Genomic DNA, 18,921 nt, shown 5'->3' with positions numbered 1-18,921 from the left:
TAAGGCAAAACGCTGGCGGAGGGCTTCCAAAGGAAGCCCTCGCTGCATGGCTAAACGGTTATGGGTTCAGGCTGACGCCCGAGAAGACGTTGCGACCGAAGGGGCTGACCTTGAACCCTTCGACTTTGGCACTCAGCGGCTGATTGACCGTCGAGTGGGCGATAGGCGTGATCGGCACTTGCTGCTTGAGCAACTGCTGGGCCTGTTTATAGAGCACGGTGCGCTGCTCGCGGTCGGTGACGATCTTGGCCTGCTTGATCAGCTTGTCGTAGTCCTGGTCACACCATTGGGAGTAGTTGTTGCCGCCAATGGCGTCGCAGCTGTACAGCGTGCCCATCCAGTTGTCCGGGTCCCCATTGTCGCCGGTCCAGCCGATCAGGTTGATGTCGTGCTCGCCGTTCTTGGTGCGCTTGATGTACTCGCCCCATTCGTAGGTGACGATCTTCACCTTCAAGCCGATCTTCGCCCAGTCGGACTGGAGCATCTCGGCCATCAGCTTGGCGTTGGGGTTGTACGGGCGTTGCACGGGCATGGCCCAGAGGGTGATTTCGGTGCCTTCCTTGACCCCGGCGGCCTTGAGCAGCTCCTTGGCTTTTTCCGGGTCGTAGGGGGCGTCCTTGATGGTGTCGTCGTAGGACCATTGGGTTGGCGGCATCGAGTTTTGCGCCAGTTGTCCCGCGCCCTGGTACACGGCGTTGAGAATGCCCTGCTTGTTCACTGCCATGTCCAGCGCCCGGCGTACTTCGACCTGGTCGAAGGGTTTGTGGCGAACGTTATAGGCGATATAGCCAAGGTTGAAACCGGGCTTCTCGATCAGTTGCAGCTTGGGATCGTTCTTCAGCGCAGGCACATCGGCCGGGCGTGGATGCAGGGTGATCTGGCATTCGTTGGCCTTGAGCTTCTGCACCCGTACCGACGCGTCGGTGTTGATCGAGAAGATCAGGTTGTCCAGCTTGACCCGCTCAGGCGCCCAGTACTGCTTGTTGGCGACGTAGCGGATGTTGGAGTCTTTCTGGTAGCTCTTGAACTCGAAAGCCCCGGTGCCGATCGGCTTCTGGTTGATGTCGCTCGGCTTGCCGCTAGTGAGCAGCTTGTCGGCGTACTCGGCCGAAAGGATCGAGGCGAAGCTCATGGCGATGTTCTGGATGAATGCGGCGTCCACGCTGTTGAGCGTCATGACCACCGTCAGCGGTCCTGTCGCTTCGACCTTCGCGATGTTCTTGTTCAGGCTCATGCCGTTGAAGTACGGGAACTCGGTGGGGTAGGCCTTGCGAAACGGATGCTGCGGATCGAGCATGCGGTTGAAGGTGAACAGCACATCGTCGGCATTGAAATCCCGGGTCGGCGTGAAGTAGTCGGTGGTGTGGAACTTCACCCCTTCGCGCAGGTGGAAGGTGTATTTCAAGCCGTCTTCGGAAATGTCCCAGCTCGTCGCCAGGCCCGGCACGACATTGGTCGCGCCTTTTTCAAACTCGGCCAGGCGGTTGTACAGCGGTTCGGCGGCATCGTTGTCGGTCGCGGTGGTGTATTGCGCGGTGTCGAAACCGGCAGGGCTGCCTTCGGAACAGAACACCAAGCTGCCGCCGGCAGCCTGGGCCGCGGATGTAGCGGCCAGCAGGCCGGTGCCCAGCAATGCGGATAAAACCAAGGTATGGCGCATGACGCTCCCTCTCTCGTTCGGGGTGTTTGACAGTGAACCGGTGCCCTTCCAGGGACGGGCCGGGGCACTGGGCTCATTCCAATGCGTGAACAGCGCTGCCGCAGGATTGGCAAAACCTCCAGCCCCGACGGTATGAGTCGTGTGCCAGGCGGTAATGCGTAATGCCTGAAAGACTTGTGGGAAAAGGCGACACGTCCTAAACCAACTGCTGTGGTACGCAGTGCTTTTGGATGTAGGCAATTTCCAAGTCTTTGTCTCGGCAGATAAAGCAACGGCGACGTTGGAAACGCCGCCGTTGATTACCTTTATTTGCTGACGCTGACGCCGTAGAAGGAGTTCAAGCCAAAGGGGCTGATCTTGAAGTCCTGCACGTTGGCGCGCATGGGTTGATACACCGTCGAGTGAGCGATAGGTGTCATCGGCACGGCGTCCTTGAGGACGTGTTGCGCCTGTTTGTAGAGGTCGGTGCGCTTGGCCTGGTCGGTGGTGCGCTTGGCTTCCTTGACGAGGCCGTCGAACTTCTTGTCGCACCATTTGGAGAAGTTGTTGCCTTGCAGCGAGTCGCAGCCAAACAACACGTTGAGCCAGTTGTCCGGGTCACCGTTGTCGCCGCTCCAGCCAATGATCATGGCCTGGTTCTCGCCGCCCTTGGAGCGCTTGATGTACTCGCCCCACTCATAGCTGGTGATCTTGACCTTCAGGCCGATCTTGGACCAGTCGTTCTGCAGCATTTCCGCCATCAGTTTGGCGTTCGGGTTGTACGGACGCTGAACCGGCATGGCCCACAGAACGATCTCTGTGCCTTCCTTGACACCGGCTTCCTTGAGCAGAGCCTTGGCTTTTTCAGGGTCGTATTTGGCATCTTTGATGGTGGTGTCGTAGGACCATTGGGTCGGAGGCATGGCGTTGACCGCCAGTTGTCCCGCACCTTGGTACACCGAGTCGATGATCTGTTGCTTGTTTACAGCCATGTCCAAGGCTTGACGAACGCGCAGGTCAGCCAACGGGTTGGGCTTGTCGTCGCCTTTGACTTTTTCCATCACGTTGTAAGCTACATAACCCAGGTTGAAACCCGCCTGGTCAGGCATCTTCAGCGCTTTGTCGTCCTTGAGGGCCTTGAGGTCGGCCGGGCGTGGGAAGAGGGTGATCTGGCACTCGTTCTTCTTCAGCTTCTGGATACGCACCGACGGGTCGGTGGTGATGGCGAAGATCAGGTTGTCGATCTTCACGTCTTCAGGCTTCCAGTAGTCCTTGTTGCCGGTGTAACGGATGTTGGAGTCTTTCTGGTAGCTCTTGAACACGAACGGGCCGGTGCCGATCGGCTTCTGGTTGATGTCGGCAGGCTTGCCGTCCTTGAGCAGCTGGGCGGCGTACTCGGCGGACTGGATCGAGGCGAAGCTCATGGCCAGGTTCTGGATGAACGCGGCGTCGACATCCTTGAGGGTGAACTTGACGGTGTGGTCGTCGACTTTATCGACCTTGGTGATGTTGGTGTCCATCCCCATGTCGGTGAAGTACGGGAATTCGGTTGGGTACGCCTTACGGAACGGATCGTCCTTGTTGATCATGCGGTTGAACGTGAACAGCACGTCATCGGCATTAAATTCACGGGTCGGCTTGAAATACGGGGTGGTGTGGAACTTGACGCCGTCACGCAGGTGGAACGTGTAGGTCAGGCCGTCTTCGGAAATGTCCCACTTGGTGGCCAGGCCAGGAATCACGGCGGTACCGCCGCGCTCAAACTGGGTCAGGCGGTTGAACATGGTTTCTGCAGAGGCATCGAAGTCGGTTCCGGTGGTGTACTGACCAGGGTCAAAACCGGCCGGGCTGCCTTCGGAGCAGAACACCAGGTTAGTCGCGGCGGAAGCGAAAGGAGCGCTGGCTAACAAGCCTGCGCCGACTAAAAACGGAATGACCGCGTGTTTAAGCATGTTGGCCTCATGATTTGTTGTCATTTTTGGATTTGAGGGCGACCTCGTGAGTCGTCCTGCGGATACTTATGCAGGCCCCATACCCAATGCAAGATCCAGAGCGGTTTCAAGTCTGAAACAGTGGCACGTACGTACCTTAATGTCGCATCTTTATAACTTTTGACGCATTTGAACGTTTGCGCAGGTTTTTTTGGGGCAAGCGGCGCTCCGTACCGGTGCGCTGCGAGGCTGCAACGCACCGGCCTGGGGCGGGTTTTACTTGTTCAAACCCACGCCGTAGAAGGGTGTAAGCCCGAACGGGCTGAGCTTGAAATCCACCACTTCCTTGCGTATCGGCTGGAACACCGTCGAGTTGGCGATGGGCGTGATGGGCACCTGCTGCTTGAGGATTTTCTGCGCCTGGCGGTACAGGTCGATGCGTTGTTGGCGGTCGGTCGAGACCTTGGCCTGCTGGACCAGCCGGTCGTAGGCCGGGTCGCACCACTTGGCGTAGTTGCTGCCCTTGACCGCCGCGCAGCTGTACAGCACGCCGAGCCAGTTGTCTGGATCGCCGTTGTCGCCGGTCCAGCCGTAGATCATCGCGTCGTGTTCGCCATTCTTGGCGCGCTTGATGTACTCGCCCCATTCGTAGCTGACAATGTTGGCCTGGATGCCAACTTTGGCCCAGTCCTGCTGGATCATTTGCGCAGACATTCGCGCATTGGGGTTGGAGGCGCGCTGCACCGTCATTGCCCATAAATCGATGGTTGTACCGGGCGCAACCCCTGCTTCCTTGAGGAGCGCCTTGGCCTTGGTCACGTCATGGGGCGCGTCCTGGATCGCCGGGTCGAACGACCATTGGGCCGGGGGCAGGGCGTTCTGCGCCAGTTGCCCGGCGCTCTGGTACACAGCCTTGATGATCGCCGGCTTGTCGATGGCCATGTCCAGTGCCTGACGGACCTTGAGCTGGTCCAGCGGCGAATGCGTCACGTTATAGGCGAGGAAACCCAGGTTGAAACCGGGCTGCCTGAGCACGCGCAGGTTCGGGTCCTGCTCCATCACTTCGATGTCGGCCGGGCGCGGATAACCGCTGACCTGGCATTCGCCGCGCTTGAGCTTTTGCAGGCGCACGGCGGCGTCCGGGGTGATGGAAAAAATCAGGTTGTCGAGCTTAACGTCCTCGGGTTTCCAGTACGCCGTGTTGGCGGCGTAGCGGATCTGCAAATCCTTCTGATAGCGCTTGAACACAAACGGCCCGGTGCCGATGGGCTTCTGGTTGAGTTCGCCGGCCTTGCCTTCCTTCAATAGCTGCGCTGCGTACTCGGCGGGCTGCACGGAGGCAAAACTCATCGCCAGGTTCTGCACGAATGCGGCGTCGACGTTGTTCAGGCTGAAGCGCACGGTGTGCTCGTCGATCTTTTCGACGCTTTTGATCGTGGTGTTCAGGCCCATGTCGGTGAAATACGGCGACTCGGTGGGGTAGGCCTGACGGAACGGATGTTGCGGATCGAGCAGGCGCTGGAACGTGAACAGCACGTCGTCGGCGTTGAAGTCGCGGCTCGGGGTGAAATAGTCGGTGGTATGAAACTTCACACCCTCGCGCAGGTGGAAGGTGTAGGCCAGGCCATCGGCGGATACGTCCCAGCTTGACGCCAACCCGGGCTCGACTTCGGTGCCGCCGCGCTTGAACTGGGTGAGGCGGTTGAAGACGGTTTCGGCCGAGGCATCGAAGTCGGTGCCGCTGGTGTATTGGCTGGGATCGAAGCCGGCGGGGCTGGCTTCGGAGCAATAGACCAGGGTGGTCGCGGCCTGGGCCAGTGGGGCGCCGCTGATCAGGGCGAGCGTGAGCAAGAGGGGCTTGAAGGTGGTTCTGTCCATGAAATCCCTTAGGGCTTGATGACGGTTTTCTGAAGGGTAGCGGGTGCGGCGGGCGCGTAGGAAATATCTAAAAGTGAGGATGACCCGTGGGTTTGGGCATACCGCGCTTTTCATCAATATTTAATTGACGCCGAAATAATGGCTATCTAGTATCGCGCCACTATTTTGATATTGCTTTTTCGGGGCGGGGACGATGCGCGTCTTCCCGCCTCGGGACGAAGTCATGTTCGGCTCTGCCGCGACCGACTTCGGCATGGATGACCTTTAATTGCTCTGCAACGAGACCCGATCATGGACGACCGCCAACACGCCTTCCTGGCCCGCCAACCTTCTGCTCTCCTGAAAAACCGCGAGCGGTTTCTCGGCATGCCCAAGCGCGGCCTGGCGTTCCTCTTGGCCAACGTCATGTTCTGGCAACCGATGTGGGCCCAGGCCGACGGCATCGTGGTCAGCGCGCCGGGCACCGGCCTGGACCGGGCGGGCAACGGCGTGCCCATCGTCAACATCGCCAAGCCCAATGCCAACGGCCTGTCCCACAACCAGTTCAAGGACTACAACGTCGGCAGCAACGGCGTAATCCTCAACAACGCCACCTCCCGCACCCAGACCACGCAACTGGGCGGGATCATCGTCGGCAACCCGAACCTCCAGGGTTCAGCGGCCACGACCATCCTCAACGAAGTCAACGGCGGCAGCCCCAGCCAGTTGCGCGGCTACACCGAAGTGGCCGGGCAGTCGGCCCACGTCATCGTCGCCAACCCCTACGGCATCTCCTGCAACGGCTGCGGTTTTATCAACAGCCCGAAAGTGACCCTGAGCACCGGTAAACCAATCGTCGAAAACGGTCGGCTGGATCGTTATCAAGTGGACCAGGGCAGCGTCGCCATCGAAGGCGCCGGTCTTAACGCGAGCAATGTCGATCACTTCGAAATCATCACCCGCAGCGCAAAAATCAACGCTGAGATCCAGGCCAAGAACCTGACGATTGTCGCCGGTCGCAACGACGTCAACGCCGATACCTTGAGCGCCACTGCCCGCGCCGATGACGGCAGCGCCAAGCCGGAACTGGCGATCGACTCTTCGGCGCTGGGCGGGATGTACGCCGGGGCGATCAAATTGGTCGGCACCGAGGCCGGGGTTGGGGTGAAGCTGGACGGCAAGTTGATTGCCAGTGGCGGGGATATCCAGCTCGATGCCAATGGGCATCTGAGCATGGTCGATACCTCGGCCAGCGGGGGGGTCAACGTCAAGGCGGCGAGTCTTGACGCGAAGGGCCCGGTTTACGCCGGCACGACGTTGAATGTGCAGACTCAGGGTGACCTGAGCAACCGGCAAACCCTCGCCGCGCGGGACAGCATCACGTTGAATGCCGGTGGGCAGTTGAGCAACAACGGCATTATTGAAGCCGGGGTGAATGCGGATAACACGCGCAATGCTTCGGGGGATGTGAGCGTTACTGCGAATACGCTCGATAACCACGGCAAGAGCATCGTCGCCAGCCGTAACCTGACCGCCAACGTTACGCAAACGCTGAATAACCAGGCCGGCACCCTCAATGGGGCCACCACCGTAATCACCGTCGGAACACTGGATAACCGCAACACCGGACGCGTACTAAACAACAACACGTTGAACCTCAACGCCGGTCAGGTCCTGAACAATGGCGGTGTCATCAGCAGCGGCAATATCGGTGGTAACGTCGGGCAGCTGGTTAACAGTAACGGTGAACTCTCCAGCCAAACCAATACTGTACTGACGGTCACCTCGCTGGATAACGTTTCAGGGTTGATGACGGCTGGGCGTCTGCTGGATCTCACCGCGCTCGGTACCATCAATAACAGCACCGGCAAGATCGGCGCAAAACAGGCTCTGGTCATTCGGGCGCATCAGATCGACAACAGTCAACAGGGACAAATGACCAGTGAGGGGGCGCTGACCACCCGGATCGTCGCTCAGCTCAACAACCAGAAAGGCCTGATCCAGGCCAATGGTGCGATGGATGTGCAAGCCACTCGCTTGGATAACCGCACCGGCAAAATTTCCAGCCTCGGTACCCTGGACATCAACAGCACCAGTGTCGCTAACCGTGGAGGGCTCATTCGCGCCGATCAGGCCGCGAAACTGTTGATCGATGGACTGGATAACCGAGCCAAGGGCCGCATTGAAAGCAAGACCGCGTTGGCGTTTGAAGGCAATTCGCTGGATAACCGTGATGGGGGGCTGGTCACTTCGACAGGAAAGATGAATCTGAAGGCCAAAGAAGTGGCCAACGATGCCGGACGGATTTCCGGCAAGGGCGATATCGAAGCGACCATCGACACTTTGATCCAGCAGGGCGGCGAGCTGGTTGCGGAGGGTAATCTGCTGCTGACCGGCAAGAGCCTGGATAACCGCCAGGGCGGTTTGGTCGGATCACTCAAGGCGCTGACAATCAACGTCGATCAAATCGACAATCGCGGTGGCTCGCTGTCCAGCCAACTGGATCTGCACATCCAGGGCGCTCGCATGGATAACAGTGAGGGCGGCAAGGTGTTGTCCGATACCACGCTGGGCCTGAAGGTCGAGCAGATCATCAACGCCACCAATGGTCTGATCTTCAGCAAAGGTGCAAGCACGCTCAGCGGCATCGGACTGAGCAACATTGGTGGACAAATTGTCACCCAGGGCAGCCTGGCCCTGAACTTCGATGAGACCTTCGATAATCAGCGGGGTCTGGTCAGTAGCGAGGGTCAAACGACCTTGAACGTCGGTCGCCTCGACAACCGCCTGGGCAAGCTTTCGAGCCTTGAAGCGATGGCACTCACGTCTGCCGGCGAGGCGCTCAACCAGGGCGGCCTGATCGCATCGCAAAAAGGCCTGGCGTTCAACAGTGCCAGCCTCGACAACAGTGACCAAGGCCTTATCAGCGCGAAAGCCAATTCAACACTGACCACCGGTGAATTGAAGAATCGTCAGGGCGGCAGTCTCGCCACCGACGGCACGTTGTTGCTAACGGCGGCGCATCTCGACAACTCCGGTGGGAAGATCGGCAGCCAACAACAGCTTCAGGTGTCCGTCACCTCGCTGGAGCAGGAGGGCGGAGAGCTGTTCAGCAACAGCGACCTGACCCTGGACCTAAATCACGGTCTGCTGAACAACCAGCGCGGCAATCTGCATACACCGGGTCAATTGCTTCTGAAAAACCTCACTGAGGTGAACAACAGCGGCGGTGAAATTTCCGGCGCAAAAGCGTGGAGCATCAACGCGCAAAACCTGAACAACGATGGCGGCAAATTGCTGAGCAACGAAAAGCTGACCTTCGTCATCGACCAGGCGCTCAGCAACATAAAAGGATTGATCGCCTCCGCCGGCCTCGACAGCCGTAGTGCCAGTCTGAACAACGCCAATGGCGAAATCCGTAGTCGTGGAGATATCGATCTCACTATCGCGGGTTTTTTTGACAATCAGGCAGGGGTGGTCATCGCTGATGACGGTCTCACGATCAAAGCGACTGAGTTGGATAACCGCCAAGAGGGCTTGGTAGGTGCGACAAAAGCATTGGCACTGACCGTCGATCGTCTAGATAACCGCAATGGTGAACTGTCGAGCAAAACGGACGTGATGCTGGCAGGTGCCTGGCTGGATAACAGCGACAGCGGCTACATCCTGGCAGGCGGAAACCTGGCGTTGACAGTGGGGCAGATCATCAACCGCAACAAGGGACTCGTGTCCGGCGACACGGGACTGACGCTGACGGGCGAAACGCTGGAAAACAGCGGTCGGCTGATCACCCAGCGTGACCTCGCGATCAATCTTTCCTCGGATCTAATTAACGATCAAGGCGGCCTCTTCAGCGAAGGCTTGCTAACAATTGACGCCCAAAGCCTTAGCAACAACGGCGGCACGGTCTCCAGCGCCAAGGCCTTGGCTATCGAAACCCGTGATGCAGTCAGTAACCGTGCCGGTCAACTGCTGACCGACACAACCCTCACGATCAATAGCAGTGCGCTGGACAACCAGCAGAAAGGCGTCCTGAGCAGCAAGGGCAAACTGAACATCACCACCGGTGCGCTGAACAATAGCCAGGGCAGTGTCTATTCCGGCGACCGGCTGGAAATAAGCGCCGGTCAGGTGACTAATGCCGCTGGTAGCTTAGGCGCGGCCAATTCGTTGGTGGCAACTATCCAAGGTCTGGATCAGCAGGGCGGCCAGTTGTTCAGTAAGGGCACCCTGAGCGTCGACTTGAACGGTGGCGGGCTAAACAACCAGGGCGGCTTCCTCGGTGCGCCGGGCCAGTTGTTGCTGAAAAATCTAGGCGAGGTAAACAACCGCGACGGTGAGATTTCCAGCGACCTTGCTTTCGATCTGGTCGCCAAATCTCTGGACAACAGCGGCGGACAGTTGCTCAGCAATCAAAAGCTCACCCTGACCATCGACAATGCGCTGACGTCGGTGAAAGGCAAGATCGCGGCTGCCGCGCTGCAAATCCGCGCAGCCAGCCTGGATAACAGCGGTGGCGGTGTATTGCTCAGTGACAGCGATATTGGCGTGACCGTCGATGGATTGCTGACTAACGACAAAGGCACGATCAAGGCTGCGCAACAACTGGATCTCGACAGCATCGGGCTGAGCAACGTGGGCGGCACGCTGTTGGGCGGCTCGGGCGTCGACATTGATCTGGGGCCGGCAACGGGGGATCTGGATAATCGCAATGGTTTGATCAACACCAAAGGCGTGTTGAGCATCGCTCATCTGCGTGACCTCAATAACCAGATAGGCGAAATCTCCAGCGTCAACAGCTATAACCTGACCGGTAACCGCCTGGATAACCGCGGCGGTAACCTGATCAGTAATGATCGATTGAGCCTCGCCGCTGTAGAACTGGAAAACCAGGGCGGCTTGGTGTCCGGCTGGAACGGGCTGACGGTCAGCGGCGGCTCGCTCGACAACAGTCAGGAAGGCACGGTTTCCAGTTTACTCGGTAACCTGACCATCGACCTCAGCGGTGCGTTGATCAACCGCGACAAAGGCGGTCTGGCCGGTAAGGGCGAGCTGAGCATCACGGCGGCCAGCCTTGATAACAGCAGCGGTATCGTTACCAGCGGCGGCAAGCAGACGCTGACGTTCACCAGTGGAAACCTTACAAACGTCTTGGGTGGACTGATCGAAAGCGCAGACACGCTGGATATCCACGCGGCCGGTTTGGATAACACGTCTGGCCGTGTCACCGCCAGCAAAGCGATGGTCGTCACGGGTACTCAATTGAATAACACCGGCGGCAGCCTGGTGGGGGCAGACAGCATCACCCTCGACTTGCTTGGTGCCCTCACGAACGTCAATGGCGCACTGGGCAGTACCGGTCCACTGGTTATCAAACGTTCCAGTGGCGTGGACAACCAGGGCGGCCAGTTGATCAGCCAGTCCATATTGACCCTGCTGACTTCCGGTGACTTGAACAACAGCAATAGCGGGACAATTTCGGCTATCGGTCAGTTGAATCTCACTGCTGGCGGCACGGCTCACAACGATGCCGATGGTCTGATTTCCAGCCGTGACGCCGGCGTGACTCTTACATCCGCCGGACTGGGCAATGCCAAAGGCGCGGTGCAGAGCTACGGCGCCCTGAGCGTGAACGCTGGCAACGGCGCCATCGACAACCAGGGCGGTAAAATCATCGCTCAGGCAGGTGATTTGAACCTCACCGCCGCCAGCCTCGACAGCCGGAGCGGCGTGCTGTCCAGTCTGAAAGGCCTCTTACAAACTCGCCTGACCGGAGCGCTACGCAACGGCCAGGGCGGCAAGCTCGAAGGCAGCCGCCTTGACTTGCGAGCGTTAGGTGGCATCTACAGCGACGCAGGCCGTATCGCCGCAAATACTGGAGACATCCTGCTCGATGCTGGCGGGAACGCACTGGACAATGGCGGCGGCGGGATCTACGCCAAAGGACGGGTAAATGTCGCGGCCGGGTCGCTAAACAATAACGCTGGCCAAATCAGTGGCAGCAATATTGAACTTGGCGTCAATGGCAACCTTACTAACAATGCCGGCCTGATAGAAAGCGCTACGAATCTCGCTGTGCGAGCCTCCAATCTCGACAATCAGGGCGGCAAGTTGCGGGCATTGGGCAGCAATGGCAAGACCGATTTCCAGATTGGTAGCGTGTTCGATAACCGCAATGGTCTGTTGGAATCCGCCAATACGGATCTGACCCTCTTAGCCCCGAGCCTCCTCAACGCAGGTGGATCCGTCACGCACGTTGGCCTGGGTGAGTTCGGCATCTCCACAGCGAACGTAATGAATGCCGGCGGTTCGTTATTGACCCGTGGTGGGTTGACGTTGAACGCAGCCAGTTGGACTAACAGTAGCGTGATCCAGGCCGGTCGCCTGACGGTCAACGTCAACAATTTCACCCAGACAGCCAGCGGGCAACTGTTAGCGGCGAATCAACTGATAGGCAAAGGCGGAAACTGGATCAACGACGGGTTGATTGCCAGCGATGGCAGCCTGGACATCCAGTTGACTGGCGGGTACAGCGGCAATGGTCGCATGAGCAGCCTGGGCAATCTGACCTTCAAGGCTGCGCAGCTTGGTTTGACGAGCGCTTCGAGCATCGGCTCAGGCGGGCTCGGCACCATCACCGTGGACGGTTTGCTAAATAACGCAGGTGGGCGCCTGACGTCCAATGGTGGCTTGCTCCTCAAAGCCGGAGCGGTGAGCAACACTGGTACGCTCGGCGCCGCCCAGGAACTGACGATCAAGACTGCCAGCCTGGTCAATAACACCGGGCTCGTCTTCAGTCGCGGCAACATGAGTCTGTTTGCCAACGATTTCACCAACCAGACTGGTGATGTTTACAGCATTGGTGATCTGACGATCGCAGGGAGGGATGGTGGTAGGGCGAATAACGTCAACAACCTCGCCGCCTCTATCAATGTTGATGGTGATTTTTCGCTGTCGGCGAACAGTTTCAACAATAAAACTGAAGGCGTGGTTGGTGAAGAGAAATTTATCGCCGGGGACATTACGTTTGACCGACTTGCTACGTTCTACGTAAACGAACGCTATGAGTCGACTTCGACAATCTCAGGCCCGCAAGCCTCCCTCATCGTCGCGGGTAACCTCACAGGTGACATCGGATCCTTCAACAATACCGCATCGCTTGTTTCAGCTGGTAAGTCTATCAAGCTAGATGTTGACACTTTTAGTAATCTCGGCCTTCAGTCAGGCAGTTTCACTCGTTCGCGAATATATAAACTTAGCGGACTACCTAACGACGAAACTAGCTGGATCAACGCAGACCTACAACGTTATGCAGATCGAAATTCAGAAAGTCAATATGGCTATATTAGAAGGTGGCATGAGCCGGACAAAGGAGGAACTTTTTGGGACTACAATTCGCTTGATAAACAAAAACTCAACAAAATAAATACCAAGTTTGGCATTGGCGCCGAAGTCGCCATACCTACCCAGATATTGTCGGGCGTGCTGAAGAAAGATGACCGGATCTTCACCAACGGCGGCGGCAGCGTTTCGTCCATCGTGCAGGCCGGACAAGCTGTAGAAATCAACGCCAAAACCACGATCAACAACGGCAACCTCAACCCTTACACTAATTTTGATGGCACGGCCAAGACCTCGGCTGACACAGGCGTCAAGAGCGGCGTCAAACCGACTATCGTGTTCTTGAACCCGCAGTTGCCACCAGACTTGGCCCAACAGCAGGTCAATCCGCTGGCGCTGCCAGGCTTCACCCTGCCGGTAGGCAACAATGGCCTGTTCCGCCTCAACGGGAAGGGCGCAAGCGAGCAGACGAATGTGCCAGGCGGAGACCGAACCATTGGTTCGGTTACCGGCACGACCGCCGAGCGCTCTGTCGGGTATCCAGCGAGACCCGCCACTGCTTTGCAGTTCGATCAGAACGATCCAGTTGCCATAAACAAGCGCGACCTGATCCTGGCTGCTCGTCCTTCGTTGAACCTTAACGACAAGGCTGCCCTGATCAATGTCAACGCAAGCGCCGGTGATGGTCCGGTGGGTGTGCTGTTGCCCAACGGCGGCAACGGCGCGTTCGACGTTCCGCGTGTCCAGGGTCTTCCTGAGACCAGCGTGCGCTCCAACGCGCAAAAATACCTGATCGAAACCAACCCCGCGCTGACCGACCTCAAGCAGTTCATGAGCTCGGATTATCTGCTGGACAAGCTGGGCTACGATCCGGACACCAGCGCCAAACGTCTCGGCGACGGCCTGTTCGAACAGCGTTTGGTGCAACAAGCTGTGGTCGCCCGGACCGGCCAACGTTGGATTGACGGCCAGACCTCCGACGAAGCGATGTTCAAGTATCTGATGAACAATGCCGTGGCCAGCAAGGAGCAGCTCAACTTGTCCCTGGGCGTGACCTTAAGCTCCCAGCAAGTGGCGGCCCTGACGCATGACATCGTCTGGCTCGAAGAGCACGAAGTGAATGGGGAAAAGGTGTTGGTGCCGGTCCTCTACCTGGCCCAGGCCAACAACCGCCTGGCACCCAACGGTGCGTTGATCCAGGGCGGTGATGTAACCCTGATTGCCGGTGCGGATCTAAACAACGCTGGCACGCTGCGAGCTTCGAATAATCTATCGGCCGAAGCGGGCAACAACCTCACCAACAGCGGCTTGATCGAAGCCGGCGAGCGCCTGACGCTCAAGGCAGGCAACAATATCGTCAACAGCGCTGGCGGCATCATTACCGGTCGCGACGTGAGCTTGACCGCCACCAAGGGCGACGTGATCAATCAGCGGGACGTCTACGGTTTTGATACCAACTACGGCGGGACGCTGCAGCATCGGGATGTCTTGAACAGCGCTGCACGGATTGAAGCGGCCAACGATCTCAAGATCGATGCGGGGCGCAACGTCAATAATATTGGTGGGGTATTGCGAAGCGAGGGAGACCTGAAGCTCATCGCAGGCCAGGATGTGGATATCACTTCGGTCCAGGATCGCCGCACGGATTCGCGCGGCAGTAATTTCCTCAACCAGACCATTACCCAGCATGCAGCGGAAGTAACTTCCGGACGGGATCTATCGATCAGCGCCGACCGTGATGTTGCGATTGTCGCCAGTCGATTGGATGCCAAGCGTGATCTCATCGTTGATTCCGGTAATGACATCGTTATCACCTCTGCCGCCAACCAGAGCGACTACGTCTCGCGCAGTAAAAGAAGGGCGAATGAAACACACAGTGTCACCCAACAGTCGTCGGTATTAAATTCGGGCCGCGACATTGCGCTGAATGCGGGTAACGATCTGGGCATCATCGCCAGCCGGATCAAGGCCACTGAAGATGTCAGCCTCGATGCGGTACAGGACATCACTGTTGCGTCGGCCAAGGATGAAAGCTCTTCCTATTACTACAAGAAGAAAAAAGGTTCGTTCGGTCGAAGCAAGACGACCCAAAAAGAAAGCTATGAAAGCGAAAACGTCGCTTCGGTCATCGAGGCGGGTCATGACCTGACCGTCAACGCGTCTAAAGATGACGATGGAGCCGTCAGCCTCGATGGAGGACGCAATGTCGCGATCATCGGCAGTCAATTGAATGCCGGTAATGATCTGGTGGTCGGTGCAACCCAAGACGTAGCCGTTCTATCCGCCACGGAGGAGTCTGGCAGTTACACCAAGAAGACCAAGACGGGTCGGTTTGGCATGTCGAAAAGTGGCAGCAGTCAACTACAGACTTCTGTCACACAGATTGGAAGCGAGTTAAACGGCGGCCACGACGCGGTCGTCATTGCAGGGCGTGACGTGCGCCTGAACGCGAGTGAAATCAACGCCAATCACGACGCCGAGCTGCATGCCGGGCTGGTGGACAAGGAAGGTGATATTACCCTCTCGTCTGCGGATGACCAGGCTTACAGCCGCGCCGAGAAATATAAGAAAAAAGTGGGCATGTCGCTCAAAGACACCATTGGTGCATTCGCGGGCACGCCAGGATTGGGGGCAGATATCACTGTCGCCGCTTCACAAAAAGGCGGCCGAGAGGTTGTCAGCTCCACAAGTATTGGTAGCCAAGTGAATGCGGGGCACGATGCAATTCTTGATGCAGCCCGTGACATTAACGTTATCGGCAGTGGCATCAGCGCTGATAACAATGCTTCGCTAAAGGCAGGCCGCGACGTCAACGTCGTCGCCTCGATCGATCAGCAGCGTAGCAATACCTGGAAGACGGACAAAAGTGTAGGTCTTAAGCAGACCATAGACAGTAATGCGTTCTCGACATTTGTTGGCAGTGAAACCATCCAACATGGCGTAAATAGCAAGGGGTACACCGCAGCAGGTAGCTCCATCAATGCGGGAATGAACCTCAATGTGGATGCTGGGCGCGATATAAACCAGCAGGGCTCTGATCTGACGGCCGAGAACAATATTCGCTTCAAAGCGGGGCGCGATATCAACGTTGATGCCAAGGAGGAGGCTAGCCAAGTCACCATCATTGACAGCATCAAACGCAACGGTCTTACGGTGACGACGGCCTACAACATTGGCAACACGATGGACGGACTCAAGGGCACCGGCAAAGGTGAGGACGGGGTCAGCAAAGGATCGAGTGTACTCAAAGCGGTGGATACCCTTGATCAGTTCTTCAGTGGGCCAAAGTTTGACGGCCATTTTGGTGCCTCCAGCGTCAGTTCCAGCCACACTCAAAGCTCCGTGACGCAACGGCCGTCGACGCTTTTAGCGGGCGGCGATATTTCGCTGGACGCAGGGAACGACGTCAGTGTCAGCGGAAGCCAGTTCAATGCCGGTCGTGACATCAACGTCAGTGGCAAGAACATCACGTTGGATGTCGCCCACGGCTCAGACAGCAGTGAGGGACATTCCACCCAGAGTAAAGGTGGCGTCAAGGGCGGCACCACAGGTGGCTTCAAGCTTGGAGTAGGTGTCAGCAACGCAGGCACTGAGGATAAATCACTCCAAGGTTCCTCTTCGCCCACGCAGCTAACTGCTGGCGGCAATATAAATCTCGACGCGAAGAATGACCTGACCCTCATTGGGACCCAGGCGACCGCGGAGCGAGACATCTCTCTCAAAGCCGGTAACGATCTGAACGTTCTTTCGGCGCAAAACGCTTATAGCAGTTCTCATGATCGACGCAGCTGGGGGGCAGAGGGCGGCATTATCGCTGGTCAAGATGGCTTCGGCGTTTATGGCTCAGTAAACGTTGGGATCGGTGATCTGAATCGCGAAGGCGTAAGGCAGCAAGAGGCTTATCTGTACGCTGGCAACAAACTGGGCTTCGAGAGTGGACGTGATACCAACATTGCCGGCGCTACTTTGCGCGGTGATGAGGTCGTAGGTGACGTTGGTCGCGACCTCACTGTGACTTCGGTGCCCAACACCGGCAAGGTCGAGGGCAAGGAGTTCGATGCCAGCCTCACCGTTGCGGTCAGTTTCGGTGCGACAGTGAGTGGCTCGTTGGGTTATGGCCAGACCAATGGCAAGACCAATTGGGTTGAAAACCAGACGGTTATTAACGGTAAGAATAAAGTCGACATTCGTACCGAAAACCACACCCAACTCGATGGTTCGGTGATCACCGCCGATAACGGTAACCTGAAGCTGGATACCAACACCCTCGGGCACCGCAATATCACGGGTAAGGACAATGAGCACGGTTACTACCTCAGTGTCAGTGGCAGTTACGGCGGCGGCAATGGTTCTCAGGCAGACAAGCCGAACAAAGGCATGGAAGGCGAGAGTAAAAACAGCTGGGCGATCGAGGGCTACAACTACGAAAAGGAACGTGAGCAGATTCTCAATGCCACGGTGGGCTCGGGCCAGGTTGTCGTACGTAATGACAAGACCGCAGGGCAAGATTCTACGACGGGTCTTAATCGAGATGTGAACCAGGCCTACGTTGTCACCAAGGATAAAGAGCATCGTACAGATCTGTATGTGAGTAGCTCCTCGATCGACGCGGTCAGCCATCCGGTCGAGACGGTGACGAAGTGGGGCGAGAATGTAGTCAACTTCAAGGCGAACATGGTCAAGGAGGCCGAGGCCGGGGTCGATTTCCTTACAAATCTGGATCGAGCAATAAGTGCCCAATTGGTCGGGAATGGGGATGTTCCTCAAGCGCTTATCGACAAGTTGGGCAGCGAGCGGGCGCTTGCCGTTACTAAAAACTTCGTTCGACAGGGGCTTGATCCAGAGCAGATAAAAATATTGCCTGCCGCCGTGCTGGATGGATTGGCTGAGTTTGCAAAGCAGGCAGCTGATTACGAAAAATTGGTTGAGAGCTGCACGGCAAACAATACCTGCCCGGGCATGACGACATCGGGTGGGCCTGATAGGCCGGGCTCTATCGAACTACCGCCTATTCAGGTTCCGGCGGAGCTCGTTACTCACGGACAGCTTGCACTCAATCAAGTGTTGGATCTTATTGATCTCGCCCAGGGCATGCCCACGGAGACAGTTGAAGCGACCGTTGTTGGCATTCAGGCGCTGATGGGGCCCATGAAGTTCCTTTTGAGCATGACTGCCAATGGTTTGCTCAACGCCGCATATGGCCCTGAAATCGATGAACTGAAGGATCTGGCCGCGATCAAGGTGGCGTCGAGACTGATCGGAGAATCTGAGGAAGAGCTGACCAAGAGGCACCAGGAAGCCAAAGGTGAACATGACAAGGGTAATGATGAGTATCAATACGACGGTGATGGGTACGTTGTTGCGACTCGGTTTTTGATCGATGCGGTGCTGGGAGAGTTTAAGTCTCTTGGTATGAAAGGTGGTGAAAGGGTACTGTCGGTTGTCGGTAAAAGAGGCGGAAAGCAGACGGTCAACGAACCGCCGTCTCCACCTGATAGGACTCCTATTAAAATTGAGAAAATGGAAGATTTTTTCAATCAGCCTGGTTTCGGAAGTGAACTGTCCGAGGGAGTAAGAAAGACATCAAAGAGGGTTCAGGGGCAATCAGTTTTCAAGGCGACAGCTAAAATTGGCGAGAATATCAAAAAGGGAGATCAGGTGTATCTGGATAATTTACATAAAGATCATCTTGAGGTGTTTGATAAATTTGATAATGTAAAGTTTGTTTTGAATTTGGACGGTTCGATAAATGTGGATAAAACAAATAAGGTGCTGGCGGAAGGGAGGAAGTTGAAATGACTGATCTGGATAGCCTGAAAAAAGTTATCGCTAAGGTGGCGGAGGCAAAGAAAGGGGGGTTCAAGGGAGCAGATTGGGAGGCGGATTATAGTCTTAATTGGGATGACGAGTTTTTAGAGAGGTACGAAAAAGGAAAAGAAAGTGTTGCTAAAGCTTTGGCTGCATTAGAAGGAAATGATGATGCTGAGCTACAGGCGGCCTTGGTAATGGGGCGAGCAAACTTCCTTGATCTTTCGAATTTTTTTAGAGATATATATGATGATCTGGATGTTTTGGCTAGGGCAGGTTTGAAAGGGAGAAACGGGGACAGACCCTGAGGATCCCCACAAATCTACTCCTGACTCTGCACAAAAA

Annotated in this window: 5 protein-coding genes; 2 read left to right on the top strand and 3 right to left on the bottom strand. The window is 56.8% G+C overall.

Annotated elements, in window-relative coordinates; translation table 11 throughout:
- Positions 1-58 precede the first annotated feature (58 nt).
- The 3 genes from J3P89_RS24305 to J3P89_RS24295 form a co-directional block, all read right to left on the bottom strand.
- Positions 59-1,660, bottom strand: coding sequence for an ABC transporter substrate-binding protein (locus J3P89_RS24305; RefSeq protein WP_434569832.1), 1,602 nt, complete (start codon positions 1,658-1,660; stop codon positions 59-61).
- 305 nt (positions 1,661-1,965) lie between these two features.
- Positions 1,966-3,591 carry an ABC transporter substrate-binding protein gene (locus tag J3P89_RS24300; protein WP_434695882.1) on the bottom strand — a complete coding sequence of 542 codons (1,626 nt, stop codon included), beginning with the start codon at positions 3,589-3,591 and terminating at the stop codon, positions 1,966-1,968.
- A 255-nt stretch (positions 3,592-3,846) separates the two neighbouring features.
- Complete coding sequence (locus J3P89_RS24295) at positions 3,847-5,448, bottom strand: ABC transporter substrate-binding protein (protein ID WP_434695881.1); 1,602 nt, start codon at positions 5,446-5,448, stop codon at positions 3,847-3,849.
- Positions 5,449-5,739: 291 nt separating this feature from the next.
- Between J3P89_RS24295 and J3P89_RS24290 the strand changes: the two genes are divergently transcribed.
- Both J3P89_RS24290 and J3P89_RS24285 read left to right on the top strand, forming a co-directional pair.
- Complete coding sequence (locus J3P89_RS24290; RefSeq protein WP_434695880.1) at positions 5,740-18,567, top strand: hemagglutinin repeat-containing protein; 12,828 nt, start codon at positions 5,740-5,742, stop codon at positions 18,565-18,567.
- Positions 18,564-18,884 (top strand): hypothetical protein, encoded by a 321-nt coding sequence (locus tag J3P89_RS24285; protein WP_434695879.1) that lies wholly within the window; start codon positions 18,564-18,566, stop codon positions 18,882-18,884. Before J3P89_RS24290 ends, J3P89_RS24285 begins: the two co-directional genes overlap by 4 nt.
- Positions 18,885-18,921 lie beyond the last annotated feature (37 nt).

This window comes from Pseudomonas sp. Z1-14 (genome assembly GCF_051132005.1).
Taxonomy (GTDB): Bacteria; Pseudomonadota; Gammaproteobacteria; order Pseudomonadales; family Pseudomonadaceae; genus Aquipseudomonas.
This window is presented reverse-complemented; position numbering and strand designations above follow the sequence as displayed.

Coding starts and splice junctions, on each gene's coding strand:
- J3P89_RS24300 (WP_434695882.1), bottom strand. CDS start 3,591: ATGCTTAAACACGCGGTCATTCCGTTTTTAGTCGGCGCAGGCTTGTTA.
- J3P89_RS24305 (WP_434569832.1), bottom strand. CDS start 1,660: ATGCGCCATACCTTGGTTTTATCCGCATTGCTGGGCACCGGCCTGCTG.
- J3P89_RS24285 (WP_434695879.1), top strand. CDS start 18,564: ATGACTGATCTGGATAGCCTGAAAAAAGTTATCGCTAAGGTGGCGGAG.
- J3P89_RS24295 (WP_434695881.1), bottom strand. CDS start 5,448: ATGGACAGAACCACCTTCAAGCCCCTCTTGCTCACGCTCGCCCTGATC.
- J3P89_RS24290 (WP_434695880.1), top strand. CDS start 5,740: ATGGACGACCGCCAACACGCCTTCCTGGCCCGCCAACCTTCTGCTCTC.